Genomic DNA, 13,076 nt, shown 5'->3' with positions numbered 1-13,076 from the left:
CGGCCGAAGATCAGCTTGCGCCCCGAGACCACGGGCAGCCAGTAGTAGGCGGCGGCGAACATCGGGAACAGCATGCCGCCGATCAGCACGTAGTGGAAATGCGCCACCACGAAGTAGCTGTCATGAACCTGCCAGTCGAAGGGCACCAGCGCGACCATGACGCCCGTCAAGCCACCGAGCGTGAAGATGAACAGGAAGCCGAGCACGAAGAGCGACGGCGTGGTGATGCGGAAGCGGCCGCGGCTCTTCGCAATCGTGGCAATCCAGGAGAAAACCTGGATGCCGGAAGGAATTGCCACTGCCATGCTGGCCGCCGAGAAGAAACCGAGGCTCAGCGCCGGGATGCCGGTGGTGAACATGTGGTGCACCCAGAGGCCGAAGCTGAAGAAGCCGGTGGCGATCAGCGCGACGACGATCAGCCGGTAGCCGACCAGCGGCGTGCGCGCCATTGTCGGCACGATCATCGAGACCAGGCCGGCCGCCGGGATGAAGATGATGTAGACCTCCGGATGGCCGAAGAACCAGAAGAGGTGCTGCCAGAGCAGTGCGTCGCCGCCGAGACGGGCATCGAAGAAAGGCCAGCCAAAGGCACGCTCCAGCTCCAGCAGCATGGTGGCGAGGATCACCGCCGGAAAGGCGAATATGATCATCCCGGCGAAGATCAGCATCGTCCAGGCGAAGATCGGCATCTTGTCCAGCGACATGCCGGGCGGTCGGGTGCGCAGGATGCCGACGACGATCTCCACCGCGCCGGCAATCGCCGAAATCTCGATGAAGCCGATGCCGAGCAGCCAGAAATCGGCATTGTCGCCGGGCGAATATTCCGCGTTGGTCAGCGGCGGATACATGAACCAGCCGCCCTTGGGCGCGAGGTCGTAGAAGACGGTGGAGAAGAAGACCAGGCCACCGACGATATAGGCCCAGATGGCGAAGGCGCTCAGGCGCGGAAAGGGCAGATCGCGTGCCGCCAGCATCTGCGGCAGCAGCATGACGCCCAGAGCCTCCATGGCCGGAACGGCAAAGAGGAACATCATCGTCGTGCCATGCACGGTGAAGAGCTGGTTGTAGAGATCCTGGGTGAGAAAGTCGTTCTCGCTGACTGCAAGCTGGGTGCGCATCAGCAGCGCCAGCACCCCGGCCAACAGAAAGAACAGGAAGGCTGCGCCGATATAGATGAGCCCGATCACCGTGTTGTTGACGGCAGTGACGATGCGGAAGCCCTTCGGCGTCGCCCAGATCCGCAGCAGATCGTCTTTTTCGCCGGGCGGCCTGGGCAGCGTATTCGGATAATCTGTCATTCCAGGCCTGCCAGGTAGGTGGCGATGAGATCCCGTTCGGCGTCGGTGAAGATGCCGTAGGGCGGCATGAGGTTCTCAGGCTTCACATGCTGGCTTTCCGCGATCCAGCGTGCGATGGACGCGCGGTCGTTGCGCAGCGTTCCCGCCGCCAGCGAATGCCGGCTGCCGAGATGCGTCAGGTCGGGGCCGATGGTTCCGCGGGCTTCGGTGCCACGGATCGCGTGACAGGCGCCGCAGCCACCGGCGAGGAAGAGTTCAAGACCTGCGGCTCGCGCTTCATCGGATGGCGGCCGCGCAGGCTGCGCCTCGCGCTGGCGCCAGATGCGGTATTCCTCCGGCGGCAGCGCAACGACGAAAAACGACATCAGCGCATGCGCCCCGCCGCAATATTCCGCACATTGCCCGCGGCTTATGCCGGCTTCGCCGGCGGTGAGGCGCAGGCGGTTGGTACGGCCGGGAATCATGTCGACCTTGCCGCCCAGATTCGGGACCCAGAAGCTGTGGATCACGTCGGCGGTTTCGAGACTGAGTTCGACAGGCACATCCACCGGCACGCGCAGTTCGTTGGCGGACTCGACCGGCTCGCCGTCCCGGTAGATCACCCGCCACCACCATTGTTCGCCGATCACCGTGATGCGCAGCGGCTCGCCGCCGGCATCCGCCGGCACCGGGCGCATCAGAATCAGCCCGTAGACCAGCAGGACAGCGAGCGTCACCGCCGGGAAAACGATTCCGCCGCCGATGATCCACCGCTCGTTCGCCATGACGGCACGCCAGCGCACCGGCCCGAACAGCGCAACCGCGGCCGCGATCATCACCAGCACGAAGATCGCTGTGCCGCCGGCGAACAGGATCCAGGACAGCAGCGCGATGCTGCCGGCTTCGGGACCGCGCGGCGACAACGCCGATTGCAGATCGGCGCAGGCGGTCGCCGGCAGCAGGAGAAGGAGACAGGCGGGGATGCGTCCGACGCCTCTCATTGCGACACCTCCGTCGCATCGCGCGCCTGGAAATAGGCGGCGACATCCGCGGCCGCGTCGGCCGGCAGGCGCGTGGCGATCACTGCCATGATCTGGCCGGGCGCCGAGAGCCGCCGCATGCCGTTGCGCCAGACCGCGAGCTGGCCCGTGATGTAGCGGGCCTGCTGTCCGGAGAGACGGGGAAAGAGCAAACTGCCGGGCCGCTCGTGACACGACAGGCAGGCGGGTACGCCGGCTTCACGCAGTCCGCGTTCGGCGATCTCGCGTCCCCGGGCAATCCGGTCCGCCTCTTCCGCCGGTTCCGGCGCCGGCCGTATGGGGAGGGCGGCATAGTGGCGCGCCAGCCGCACGATGTCGGCATCGCTCAGCGTGGAGGCCGCCTGCTGCATGATGCCGCTCTGCCGCAACCCCGAGCGATATTCTGCCAGCGCGCGTTCCAGATAGCCCTGCTGCAGGCCAGGCAATGACGGCACCAGTGCACTGGCCGGACGATCGCCTCCCGAACCGTGACACGATTCACAACCCGACAGCGGATCGGAAGCCGTCCGGTCGGCGCCCGCCAGCTGCCGGTACTGCTCCGGCTTCAGTTCCGGCAACGCCTGCAGAAACGCCACCATTGCCCAGATCTCCTCATCGCGCCCCCGGGCCGGCCAGGCCGGCATGCCGGTGAACTTGAAACCGTTCTGCACGATCCAGAACAGCTCCTGCGCCCTCCATTCACGCGCAGCGTTTGAAAGATCCGGCGGCTTGGGCAGCATGTGGCGCACCACGATTCCGGGCGGGTCGCCCGGTGCACCATGGCAGAACGCGCAGCCTGCGGCGAAATGACCGGCGCCGAGACGGATCAGCGCCGGATCGTCCAGACCGGGCGGACGGATGCCCAGGCTGTGGGTTTCGACCGAATTGCGCAGCGTAAAGTGCAGGAACCAGTTGGTGATCGGCCAATGGCCGCGGCTGGCTGCGACATTGTAAGCGCCGGACCAGGCGACAAGGACGGCGCCGATGCCGCCGAGGAATGCCAGAATGAAGATGGTCGCCATGATGTGGCGGAGGCGCAGAGCGCCGAATGACAGGCGCCAGCGCCGCATCTATATCGCCGCCTGACCCGCCGCGCTGGCCGGGCCCGGGCGGCGATCGCTGCTCCCCGTCTCCAGCGCAGCCACCCAGCCGGCCGCGATGATCACCGCCGCCAGCACGTAGCTGAGCGGACAGGCGACCGTCATCAGCAGACCGGCCTGCTGCTGGTCGGCCAGCAGCAGCGGTGCAGGCGCCTGGCCGGGATAGAGCGGCCGCGGCGCAAAGACGAGCAGCACGCCGAGCAGGCAGTAGAATTTTCCGGTCAGCAGCAGCGCAAGCAGGCCGCGCCAGCGCCGCGCCCCCTGCTGCCCCAGCACCGCACGCCAGAACCACAGGGCCGACGCAAACAGAAGCGCGGCCGGAACCAGCATCATCGGGCCATGAAGCAATGCCGTGAGCGCAGGCAGATGGGTCGCCCAGAGCAGCGCCAGCTGGAGCAGGGAAGCAGCCAGCAATGTCCGGCCACCCGCCGGACGTCGGCCGCGCAGCAGGACGGCCAGAAGCGGCGCGACGACATTCATGAGCAGGATATGACCGGCCATCATCCGCGCCAGGGGGCCGGTCTGGGCCAGGGCGAAGAGCGCGCCGCCCGCGACGGCCACCGTGAGCAGGACACCCCACCACAGCGCCGCACCGCCCCGGCGGACGGTGCCTCCCGGGCGCCTCTGGCCGAATGCGATGGATGTCGGTGAAGGATGCATGATGCCCCGAAGCTCTTTTCCGCTCGGGGTCGAACACAGGCAGAATGGAATCGTTCCGGTTTTCCGCGGAAACGCGAGGAGAGAATTCCGTAAGGGCAAACCGGTCCGTCGCCCCCCGATACCGGGTGCCGGAAGGGCGGATCAGACGCGCGCCCCGGCCACCCGTCCGGCTCTTTGACCTACCGCAATGACATGCCGCAGGGGGGCGGTATGGTCACGGCACAAGATGGATCGGAAGGCACGTCCAATGACCAGAAACCCTCTTTCGGCCGGTGCCGGCCGGGTCCTTTCGGGAACGGCGCGCTGGCTTCGCGCCGCCGCCGCACGGCTGGACCGGCAACTGGAATGGGACGGCCTGTCGGATGAGGATCGTCGCCAGGTTTCCGCCGATGTCGGCATCAGCGATGCCGAGATGACCGCCGCGATGCGCACCGGCAACGACAGCGAGGAGCTGCTCGCCCTGCTGTCCCGCCCGGCCCTGCGGCACACCTCCTATCCCCTGGAGGTTCTGCGCGACATGCAGCGGGTCTGCACCTTCTGCCCGCATCACAGGCGCTGCCGGGAATGGCAGGCCAAAGCGGCCTCGCTGGCCCGCTGGCCCGCCTTCTGCCCCAACGCCTACACCTTTGCCAGCCTGCGGCGCAGCGCGGCATCCGAAACAACCACCGCCGGGAGATGGCCATGAACTTCTTTGCAGCACTCGACCGCCGGAGCGGCCTGATGCACCGGATGATGGATACGCTCGGCGTCGATATCGAGAAGGCGTCGCATATCGCCCTCGGCACCCAGCTGAGCAGGGCGGCCCGGGCCTGCGCCTTCTGCCGCCATACCAGCGAATGCCGCCAGTGGCTCGATGCCGGCGCATCTGGCGACGATTACCGGCGCTTCTGCCCGAATGCGCAGCGCTTCGACCGATTGCGGCACTGAACCCGGATTCGCGGCATGACCGACAGTTCGAGCGATCGCGCTTCCCTGATATCGTCCCTGATCGGGCAGTACCGGGAAGTCCCCCGATACACCTCCTATCCCACGGCGCCGCATTTCCGCCCGGCCGGCGAGGATGCGAAACTGCCCGAATGGCTCGCCGCGGTGCCGGACGGGACGCCGCTGTCCCTCTACCTGCACGTCCCCTATTGCCGGACCATGTGCTGGTATTGCGGCTGCAGCACCCAGGTGGCGAAGGGCGACGACGCGGTCAAACAGTACGTCGATGCCCTGCTCTCCGAGATCGCGCTGACCGCGCAGTATCTCCCGCCGCAGGCACGGATCGCCCATATCCACTGGGGTGGCGGCACCCCGACCATCATCGGCGCCGCGGGCCTGCAGCGCGTGACGGACCGGCTGGCGGGCCTGTTCTCCTTCGATCCGGATATCGAGATCGCGGTCGAGGTCGACCCGCGCCGCTTCGACGCCGAGCTGGCTGAGGGCTTTGCCTCAAGCGGCGTCAACCGGGCCAGCCTCGGCGTGCAGAGCTTCGATCCCGTGGTGCAGCAGGCGATCAACCGGATCCAGCCGCTGGAGGATGTGCGCCGGACGCTGGAGCTGCTCCGCGACGCCGGCCTCACATCCGTCAATTTCGATCTGCTCTATGGTCTGCCGCACCAGGACATGGCGAGCCTTGCCAGGACGGTGGAGCAGGCGCTGGGCCTTCGCCCCGAGCGACTGGCGCTGTTCGGCTATGCCCATGTGCCCTGGATGCGGGCGCACCAGAAGCTGATCGACACCGCCGTGCTGCCCGACCGCGAGCTCCGGGTGCGACAGTTCCTGCTGGCGGAGAGAATGCTGAACGAAGCCGGCTATGCCAGCATCGGCCTCGACCATTTCGCCCTGCCGGGCGACGAGCTGGCGGTTGCCGCCGGCAAAGGACGCCTGCACCGCAACTTTCAGGGCTACACGACCGACGATGCCGGCACGCTGATCGGCTTCGGCGCCTCGGCGATCAGCCAGCTTGAACAGGGCTATGCCGCCAACATCCGCGGCGTGGCGACATGGCGGCGGAAGATGGGCAGAAGCGAGCTGCCGGTGGAACGCATGCTGCCGCTCAACACCGAGGACCGGATGCGCGGCGCCGTCATCGAACAGCTGATGTGCCACCTCAGCGTCGATCTGGATGCGGTGGCCGCGCGTTTCCGGCTGCCGGCACGGCCGCTGCATGACAATCTCGCGGCGCTGAAGCCGATCGCCGATGCGGGTCTGGTGAACATCGATGGCGGCCGGATTACCGTACCGCCGGCGGCGCGGCTGCTGCTGCGGCAGATCTGCAGCGCCTTCGACAGCTATCTCCCGGCCGTCGAGGGCGTTCGCCACGCCGCAGCGTAACGCGCGCTGGCGACCGCGGCGGCTTCAGCCGTCGCGGTGCGTGCGGTGAATGGCGAAGAAAACGAACAGCACCGCGAACGCCACCAGCGCCAGGCCGAAGCTCGTGATCCCGGCATCCCAGGCGCCGCCGGCGAGAAACAGCCCGATGAAGCCGAGCAGCACCACCAGCGCCGAAATGATCCAGTAACCCAGATTTTTGTCCATCGTCATTGTCTCCTTGCACGCAGGGCGGCATCGGCGTCATCGAACAGCACGCGCTGCGCCGCCCCTTCCAGGTCTTCGAACTGATTGCGCTTCAGCGCCCAGAGAAAGCCGGCCATGCCGAGCAGTCCGAGCGCCAGAGCCGCGGGTATGAGCAGAAGCAGTATCGACATCATCCTCTCCCGAGACGGAGCCGGCCAAGCCGCAGCGCGTTGCCCACCACCAGCAACGACGAGCCCGACATGGCGATGGCGGCGACCAATGGCGTCACCATACCGGCAATTGCCAGCGGCACGGCAATGAGATTGTAGACCAGCGCCAATGCCAGATTCTGGATCGCCAGCCGGCGGCTGGCGCAGGCGGCATCAAGAAATTCCGGCACGGCCGCCAGCCGGTCGCCCTGAAACACCGCATCGGCGGCGTTCTGCGCGATATCGATGCCCGACGCCGGCGACAGCGATGCGTCGGCCAGCGTCAGCGCCACGGCATCGTTCAGGCCGTCGCCGACCATCAGCACGCGATGGCCGGACGCCTTGAGCCCGGCGATGGCATCCGCCTTGGCCTGCGGGTCGACGCCGGCGCGCCAGTCGGCAATGCCGGTGGCCTCGGCCGCGCTGCGCACCGCATCCGGACGATCGCCGGAGAGGACCAGAAGCTTCAGGCCGCGGCGCTTCAGCTCCGCGACCGTCTCGGTCGCGTCAGGCCGCAGGTCGTCCTGGAAGCGGAACCGGTGCGGCGGCGCGCCCGGGCGGCTGAACCACAATTCGCTGCAGCCATCGGACATGGCGGCAGTCGCGCCGGTGAAGCGGGCGTGACCGAGCCGCCATTCCCCGTCCCCGCCGATCCACCGCATGCCCTGTCCCGGCACTTCCTCGACGCCTTCCAGCGGCAGGACGCCCGGGCCTGCCGCGGCCACCAGCGCGCGGCAGAGCGGATGCCGGCTGCGCAGGGCGAGGCGGGCGGCCAGCTGCAGATTTTCGCCGTCCTCTCCCGCCGCATTCACCAGCCGCGGCCGGCCCACCGTCAGCGTTCCGGTCTTGTCGAACACGATGGTGTCGATCGCCGCGGCACGCTCCAGCGCCGTGGCGGATTTCATCAGGATTCCGGATTTCATCAGCCGGCTGCTGGCGGCAACCTGGACGGCGGGTACCGCGAGCGCCAGCGCGCAGGGGCAGGTGATGATCAGGACGGCCGCCGCGATCAGCAGGGCGCTGCGCCAGTCCGCATCGCCGATCAGCATCCAGCCGAGGAATGACAGCAGCGCAGTCAGATGGACCACGGGCGCGTAATACCGGGCCACCTTCTCGCTCAGGCGCACGAACCGGCTGCGTCCCTGTTCGGCCGCTTCCATCAGCCGCACGATGCCGCCGATCAGCGTCGCGGCGCCGGTCGCCGTTACCTGCAGCCTGAGCGGCGCATCGATGTTGATGGCGCCGGCGAAGACGCGGTCGCCGGGTGCTACCGGCTGCGGCAGCGTTTCGCCACTCACCAGGCTGGCATCGATGGCCGACTGGCCGGAGAGAACGAAACCATCGACCGGAATCCGCTCACCGGCCGCCAGGACGACACGGTCGCCGATGGCAACACGCTGGGCCGGCCGCTGCACGACGCCGGCATCGGTCTCCACCGAGACGGGCTGGGCGGTCCAGGCCAGGAGCTGCTGCGCGGTGCGGCGTGCATAGCCGCGAGCCCGGGTTTCCAGATACCGCCCGATCAGCAGGAAGAAGAGCAGCGTGACCGCGGCGTCGAAATAGGCATGCGGGCCCGACTGCAGCATTTCGGCCAGGCTGACCGCGGTGGCGAGAATGACGCCGATCGAGATCGGCACATCCATGTTGCTGCGGCCCCGGCGCAGGGCGGAAGCGGCGGACCGGAAGAATGGCAGGCCGGCATAGGCAATGGCGGGAATGGCGATCACCGCGGAAACGGCATGCATCAGGTCGCGGGTCCAGGTGCCCATGTCGCCGACATGGCCGGACCAGACCGAGACCGAGAGCAGCATGATGTTGGCAGCGGCAAAACCCGCCACTCCCATGGCGCGCAGCAGGCTCTTTTCCTCCGCCATGCCCGCCTGCTCCACCGCATCGGGGGTCAGGGGCAGGCAGCGGTAGCCGAGGCGGCTGACCGTTCCGGCCAGTTCATCGATCAGGCCAGCATCGCCCTTCCATTCCAGTACCAGCCGGCGCGTGGTCGCCGAAACCTGCGCCCTGACCACGGCGGGATGCGCCCGCAGGGCATGCTCGATCAGCCAGAGGCAGGCGGCGCAATGCATGCCGTCGACGATCAGCTCGGCCCGGCAGCGGCCCTCCGAGACCTGGACGAATTCGCCCCAGGCGATGCGTTCGTCCTCGATCTCGCCGACCGGGCGCCCGGCGGCACGCAGCTGGTAGTAGCTGTCGAGGCCGAGCCCGCGGATCAGGGCATGCGCACCCGCGCAGCCGGTGCAGCAGAAACGCTCACCGGTCGCGACCGGGGTGGCGCAATGCAGGCAGAGGGCCTCGGCCTTGCCTGTCGCGACGGCAGGACTGCCGGCGAGCGAGGCAACGGCTGTGTTCATCTCAGTACCAGGCGTTCGGCAGCGACGAAACGCTCCTCACGGCGTTCGGCAGTAATCCGGACATCCCAGAGGCCGGCGGCAGGCAGGCGGACGGAGGCGGCATATTCGCCGTTGCCGCGATGCTGCAGGAAAACCGTCAGCGGCGCGGCATTCTCAACCGGGCGGATGAACTCCGCGCTGACCTGCAGATCATTCAGCGGCGCGGCGTCGTGATGCCAGGCCACGGCGACATTCACGTCGCCATCGGCATGCGGCTCGGCACGCAGTTCGTACTCCCAGCCAAGCTGCCGCTGCCGGTCGAGCATTTCCTGCGTCTGGGAGTATTCGACCCCCTTGCGGTAGGGATGTTCGACCACGAGGCCGCTGAAACTCTCGATGGCGAAGGCGATCAGCGTCGCATTCACCGCGATGATCACGGCAAAGCCGAGAACGAAAATCCAGGGAATCCAGCGGCTGCTGCGGTCGTCGGCCATGGTGGTCATCAGCGTCCTCCGGCAGGAGCGGCAAACTGGGTATGGACGCGCTCGACTTCCCTGCCGCTCTCATCGGTGAGAACGAAATCGAAGGTCGTCGTCTGCCGGCCGGCCCGGTCGGCGGGCAGGCGGACAAACACATGATACTCCGCCAGCGAGTCGGGTTCGATCACCATTGACAGGGCATCGCGGCTGTCCGGCGAGCCGGCAATCGACAGGTTGGCTCCGGACAGGCCATCCTGGGTCAGACGCAGCGACATGGTGTCCCGGGTCTTGTTCGAGACCTTGACCGTATAGCCGTTGCGCAGGCTGCCGTCGGACAGCGTCACATAGAGCGGGCTGCGATCCTGCTGAACCGACAGTTCCAGCGTGTCGCGCAGGAGCAGTGCGGCGGCCATGATCGCGGCGACGACAAGCAGCAGCACACCATACAGGACGGTGCGCGGACGCAGCAGCTTGAGCCGCTCCGGCCGTCTCGCGGCTCGGTTCTGGAGATTCTCCAGCGAGACGAAATCGATGAGGCGCAGCGGACGTCCGACCTTGCCCATCACGTCATCGCAGGCATCGATGCAGAGGCCACAGCCGATGCATTCGAGCTGCGGTCCGTTGCGGATGTCGATTCCGGTCGGGCAGACATGGAAACAGGCGCCGCAGTCGATGCAGTCACCCCGCCCTTCCCAGGACTGGCCGGCCTTGTGCTTGCCGCGCGTCTCACCCCGCCAGCCCTGATAGGTGACGATCAGCGAATGCTCGTCCTGCATGGCGGCCTGCAGCCGCGGCCAGGGGCACATATAGGTGCAGACCTGCTCGCGCGCCCAGCCGGCCAGCCCATAGGTGGTCAGGGTGAACAGGCCGAAGAAGAAATAGGTGGCGCCTGAAGCCGAACCGGTGAAGATCTCGCGCACCACCGTGGGCGCATCCTGAAAATACATGATCCAGGCCCCGCCGGTCGCGGCGGCAATCAGCAGCCAGACGGCATGCTTGGCCGATTTGCGCAGGACCTTTGCCGCGCTGGTCGGCTGGCGATCGAGCCGCATACGGGCATTACGGTCGCCTTCGATCCAGCGTTCGACCAGCATGAAGAGATCGGTCCACACCGTCTGCGGGCAGGCATAGCCGCACCAGACACGGCCGAACAGCGCGGTGGCGAGAAACAGCGCCAGCGCACCGACGATCAGCAGGCCGGTAATGTAGTAGACCTCCTGCGGCCAGATCTCGATGTTGAAGAAATAGCCGCGCGGGCCCGACATATCGAGCAGCAGCGCCTGGTCGGGTGCGCCCGGGCCGCGATCCCAGCGCAGCCAGGGCAATCCGTAATAGATGACCAGGCAGAAGGTCAGAACCGCCCATTTGATGTTGCGGAACCGGCCGCGCACCGCGCGGGGATAGACCTTGACCCGATCGGCATAGAGTGACGGCGCAAAGATGCCGAGTACGCTGTCCGTCTCCTTCAGCGCACTGCGATCCTCCGGCATTTCGGGCCTCGCGTTCACAACCGGCCTACTCTCCGCCTCCGAGGGCATGGACATACACGGCGAGCATGCGGATCGACGCCTCGTCGAGGCGCCCGGCCCAGGCCGGCATCACGCCGTTGCGCGAATAGGCCACGGTCTGCCGCACGGCCGCGCGGTCGCCGCCATACAGCCAGATCTGGTCGGCCAGGTTCGGCGCACCGAGTTCGCGGTTGCCGCTGCCATCCTCGCCATGGCAGGAAGCGCACTGTTCGGCGAAGATCTGGGCACCCTTCTCGTTGGCGGGCGCCTTGCCCGTCAGCGAAAGAACGTGATCGACCACGGCCTCGACCTCAGGCGCCGTCAGCATGCCGTCGGCCAGGAAGCGCGGCATCTGCGACTGGCGGGTTTCGTCATGCTGGCCACGGATGCCGACGCTGATGGTGTGCTCGATATCGGCAGGCGTACCGCCCCACAGCCAGTCGTCATCGGCGAGGCTGGGATAGCCCGGCGCACCGGTGCCGCCGGCCTGGTGGCAGGCCGCGCAGTTCTCGGCGAACAGCACACGGCCGCCCGCCACCGAGAAGCGGTTGAGTTCCGGATCGGCCTTGACGGCGGCGACATCGAGCTCGCGGATCTTCTGGCGGAACGCCGCCTGGCCGGCCGCGGCCCGCGCGATGTCGGCAGCCACCTCGTCGCGCTGTGTGTAGCCGAGCACGCCGGCGAAATACGAGTTGAGCCCCGGGACGCTCGGGTACAGCACGCTCCACACGATGGAGAACACCACAGTCGCATAGAAGACGTAGAGCCACCATTTCGGCAGCGGGTTGTTGAGCTCCCGGATGCCGTCCCATTCGTGGCCCGTCGTATTGTCGATCCCGGTCGGACGTTCTTCGGTTCTGTCAGTCATCGTCAGTCCTCTTGCCGCTCACGCAGCGGAATGGTGCCGTAATCCGACCAGCGCTGACGCCGGCTCGGCCACATGACCCAGACGATCAGTCCGGTGAACAGCAGGAAGAACCAGACCGTCCAGAGCGATCGCAGCCAGGGATAATTTTCGATGAGTGCGCTCATGGCATCCTCACTGGCGCAGGCCGCCGGGCTGGGTCTTGTCGAACTCGACCAGCCGGCCCAGCATCTGCAGATAGGCCACCAGAGCGTCCATCTCGGTCAGCCGCGCCGGATCGCCGTCGAAGTCGCCGATCGGAGCCTTGGGATAGCGCTGCAGCAGTTCCTCGGTGTCGGCCTCCGGATCGGCCTGCGCGCGCAGGTCCTTCGCCGCCGCGGCGATCATCTCGTCGCTGTAGGGAACGCCCACGACGCGCAGCGCCCTCAGGTGATCCGCGATGTCGGAATCGTCGACCAGCTTGCGGCTGAGGAAGCCGTAGGACGGCATGATCGATTCCGGCACCACCGCGCGGGGGTCGATCAGATGCGCAACATGCCACTCGTTGGAATACTTGCCGCCGACGCGGGCGAGGTCCGGGCCGGTCCGCTTCGAGCCCCACTGGAACGGATGGTCATACATGCTTTCCGCCGCCAGGCTGTAATGCCCGTAGCGTTCGACCTCATCGCGCAGCGGACGGATCTGCTGGCTGTGGCAGACATAGCAGCCCTCGCGGACATAGATGTTGCGGCCGACCTGCTCGAGCGGCGAATAGGGACGCATGCCCTCGACGCGCTCGATGGTGGTTTCGATCGTGAACAGCGGCACGATCTCGACCAGGCCGCCGATCGCCACGGTCAGCAGCGTCAGGGCGGCAAGCAGGATCGTGTTGCGCTCGATGGTGGCGTGTTTGATGAACATGCGTCTTCTCACTCGGCTGCCGCCACCTGCAGCCGCGGCTGCAGGATGGGTTCGTCGCGCAGGTCGCCGCGGGCGGTGCGCCACAGGTTGTAGGCCATCAGCAGCGCGCCGGTCAGGAACAGGATTCCGCCGGTCGCCCGGATGACATAGAAGGGATGCATCGCCTCAACGGTTTCGATGAAGGAGTACTGCAGGAAACCGAGGTTGTCGTA

At 67.1% G+C, this 13,076-nt stretch carries 15 protein-coding genes and 1 pseudogene; 3 read left to right on the top strand and 13 right to left on the bottom strand.

All coding sequences use genetic code 11. The annotated features are described in order from the left end of the window. From VKZ87_RS17070 to VKZ87_RS17055, 4 genes are all read right to left on the bottom strand, one after another. A partial coding sequence (locus tag VKZ87_RS17070) for a cbb3-type cytochrome c oxidase subunit I (protein ID WP_324222476.1) occupies nt 1–1,298 on the bottom strand: 1,298 nt, incomplete at its 3' end. Then, complete coding sequence (gene coxB / locus VKZ87_RS17065; RefSeq protein ID WP_324222475.1) at nt 1,295–2,278, bottom strand: cytochrome c oxidase subunit II; 984 nt, start codon at nt 2,276–2,278, stop codon at nt 1,295–1,297. The genes coxB and VKZ87_RS17070, both read right to left, overlap by 4 nt. Beyond that, nucleotides 2,275–3,366 carry a c-type cytochrome gene (locus VKZ87_RS17060; RefSeq protein ID WP_324222474.1) on the bottom strand — a complete coding sequence of 364 codons (1,092 nt, stop codon included), beginning with the start codon at nt 3,364–3,366 and terminating at the stop codon, nt 2,275–2,277. Before VKZ87_RS17060 ends, coxB begins: the two co-directional genes overlap by 4 nt. Next, a complete protein-coding gene (locus tag VKZ87_RS17055; RefSeq protein WP_324222473.1) occupies nt 3,367–4,056 on the bottom strand; it encodes a cytochrome c oxidase assembly protein in 690 nt (229 codons plus the stop codon). A 247-nt stretch (nt 4,057–4,303) separates the two neighbouring features. On the opposite strand from VKZ87_RS17055, the gene VKZ87_RS17050 reads away from it, so the two are divergent. From VKZ87_RS17050 to hemN, 3 genes are read left to right on the top strand one after another with little or no spacing between them, the layout of a single operon-like run. Continuing rightward, on the top strand, nt 4,304–4,741 hold the full coding sequence (locus VKZ87_RS17050; RefSeq protein WP_324222472.1) for a DUF6455 family protein: 438 nt from the start codon (nt 4,304–4,306) through the stop codon (nt 4,739–4,741). Beyond that, nucleotides 4,738–4,983 (top strand): DUF6455 family protein, encoded by a 246-nt coding sequence (locus VKZ87_RS17045; RefSeq protein ID WP_324222471.1) that lies wholly within the window; start codon nt 4,738–4,740, stop codon nt 4,981–4,983. The genes VKZ87_RS17050 and VKZ87_RS17045 overlap by 4 nt, the downstream gene beginning before the upstream one ends. A gap of 15 nt (nt 4,984–4,998) precedes the next feature. Continuing rightward, the gene (gene hemN, locus VKZ87_RS17040; RefSeq protein ID WP_324222470.1) at nt 4,999–6,375 is read left to right on the top strand and encodes an oxygen-independent coproporphyrinogen III oxidase; all 1,377 of its coding nucleotides are present in this window, start codon (nt 4,999–5,001) and stop codon (nt 6,373–6,375) included. A gap of 24 nt (nt 6,376–6,399) precedes the next feature. Here the strand turns inward: hemN and VKZ87_RS17035 are convergent, their stop codons facing one another. From VKZ87_RS17035 to VKZ87_RS16995, 9 genes and pseudogenes are all read right to left on the bottom strand, one after another. Further along, nucleotides 6,400–6,579, bottom strand: a complete 180-nt coding sequence (locus VKZ87_RS17035) for a hypothetical protein (protein WP_324222469.1) — start codon at nt 6,577–6,579, stop codon at nt 6,400–6,402. Nucleotides 6,580–6,581: 2 nt separating this feature from the next. Further along, the gene (gene ccoS / locus VKZ87_RS17030) at nt 6,582–6,749 is read right to left on the bottom strand and encodes a cbb3-type cytochrome oxidase assembly protein CcoS (protein WP_324222468.1); all 168 of its coding nucleotides are present in this window, start codon (nt 6,747–6,749) and stop codon (nt 6,582–6,584) included. Beyond that, the gene (locus tag VKZ87_RS17025; protein WP_324222467.1) at nt 6,749–9,133 is read right to left on the bottom strand and encodes a heavy metal translocating P-type ATPase; all 2,385 of its coding nucleotides are present in this window, start codon (nt 9,131–9,133) and stop codon (nt 6,749–6,751) included. The genes ccoS and VKZ87_RS17025 overlap by 1 nt, the downstream gene beginning before the upstream one ends. Continuing rightward, nucleotides 9,130–9,615 carry a FixH family protein gene (locus VKZ87_RS17020; protein ID WP_324222466.1) on the bottom strand — a complete coding sequence of 162 codons (486 nt, stop codon included), beginning with the start codon at nt 9,613–9,615 and terminating at the stop codon, nt 9,130–9,132. The genes VKZ87_RS17025 and VKZ87_RS17020 overlap by 4 nt, the downstream gene beginning before the upstream one ends. Further along, a complete protein-coding gene (gene ccoG, locus VKZ87_RS17015; RefSeq protein ID WP_324222465.1) occupies nt 9,615–11,081 on the bottom strand; it encodes a cytochrome c oxidase accessory protein CcoG in 1,467 nt (488 codons plus the stop codon). The genes VKZ87_RS17020 and ccoG overlap by 1 nt, the downstream gene beginning before the upstream one ends. 25 nt (nt 11,082–11,106) lie before the next feature. After that, the gene (ccoP, locus tag VKZ87_RS17010; protein WP_324222464.1) at nt 11,107–11,967 is read right to left on the bottom strand and encodes a cytochrome-c oxidase, cbb3-type subunit III; all 861 of its coding nucleotides are present in this window, start codon (nt 11,965–11,967) and stop codon (nt 11,107–11,109) included. Nucleotides 11,968–11,969: 2 nt separating this feature from the next. Next, nucleotides 11,970–12,131, bottom strand: coding sequence for a cbb3-type cytochrome c oxidase subunit 3 (locus VKZ87_RS17005; RefSeq protein WP_324222463.1), 162 nt, complete (start codon nt 12,129–12,131; stop codon nt 11,970–11,972). 7 nt (nt 12,132–12,138) lie between these two features. Continuing rightward, nucleotides 12,139–12,864 (bottom strand): cytochrome-c oxidase, cbb3-type subunit II, encoded by a 726-nt coding sequence (gene ccoO, locus VKZ87_RS17000; protein WP_324222462.1) that lies wholly within the window; start codon nt 12,862–12,864, stop codon nt 12,139–12,141. A gap of 8 nt (nt 12,865–12,872) precedes the next feature. After that, a pseudogene (locus VKZ87_RS16995) lies at nt 12,873–13,076 on the bottom strand (cytochrome oxidase); the annotation flags it as partial.

The sequence above is a fragment of the Ferrovibrio sp. genome, from assembly GCF_035304305.1.
Classification (GTDB): domain Bacteria; phylum Pseudomonadota; class Alphaproteobacteria; order Ferrovibrionales; family Ferrovibrionaceae; genus Ferrovibrio.
This window is presented reverse-complemented; position numbering and strand designations above follow the sequence as displayed.

What these genes read in the sequence shown, in the direction of transcription:
- VKZ87_RS17025 (WP_324222467.1), bottom strand. Translation starts at nt 9,133, where the DNA reads ATGAACACAGCCGTTGCCTCGCTCGCCGGCAGTCCTGCCGTCGCGACA.
- VKZ87_RS17035 (WP_324222469.1), bottom strand. Translation starts at nt 6,579, where the DNA reads ATGGACAAAAATCTGGGTTACTGGATCATTTCGGCGCTGGTGGTGCTG.
- VKZ87_RS17055 (WP_324222473.1), bottom strand. Translation starts at nt 4,056, where the DNA reads ATGCATCCTTCACCGACATCCATCGCATTCGGCCAGAGGCGCCCGGGA.
- VKZ87_RS17005 (WP_324222463.1), bottom strand. Translation starts at nt 12,131, where the DNA reads ATGAGCGCACTCATCGAAAATTATCCCTGGCTGCGATCGCTCTGGACG.
- ccoO (WP_324222462.1), bottom strand. Translation starts at nt 12,864, where the DNA reads ATGTTCATCAAACACGCCACCATCGAGCGCAACACGATCCTGCTTGCC.
- VKZ87_RS17020 (WP_324222466.1), bottom strand. Translation starts at nt 9,615, where the DNA reads ATGACCACCATGGCCGACGACCGCAGCAGCCGCTGGATTCCCTGGATT.
- ccoG (WP_324222465.1), bottom strand. Translation starts at nt 11,081, where the DNA reads ATGCCGGAGGATCGCAGTGCGCTGAAGGAGACGGACAGCGTACTCGGC.
- VKZ87_RS17060 (WP_324222474.1), bottom strand. Translation starts at nt 3,366, where the DNA reads ATGCGGCGCTGGCGCCTGTCATTCGGCGCTCTGCGCCTCCGCCACATC.
- coxB (WP_324222475.1), bottom strand. Translation starts at nt 2,278, where the DNA reads ATGAGAGGCGTCGGACGCATCCCCGCCTGTCTCCTTCTCCTGCTGCCG.
- ccoP (WP_324222464.1), bottom strand. Translation starts at nt 11,967, where the DNA reads ATGACTGACAGAACCGAAGAACGTCCGACCGGGATCGACAATACGACG.
- VKZ87_RS17045 (WP_324222471.1), top strand. Translation starts at nt 4,738, where the DNA reads ATGAACTTCTTTGCAGCACTCGACCGCCGGAGCGGCCTGATGCACCGG.
- hemN (WP_324222470.1), top strand. Translation starts at nt 4,999, where the DNA reads ATGACCGACAGTTCGAGCGATCGCGCTTCCCTGATATCGTCCCTGATC.
- ccoS (WP_324222468.1), bottom strand. Translation starts at nt 6,749, where the DNA reads ATGTCGATACTGCTTCTGCTCATACCCGCGGCTCTGGCGCTCGGACTG.
- VKZ87_RS17050 (WP_324222472.1), top strand. Translation starts at nt 4,304, where the DNA reads ATGACCAGAAACCCTCTTTCGGCCGGTGCCGGCCGGGTCCTTTCGGGA.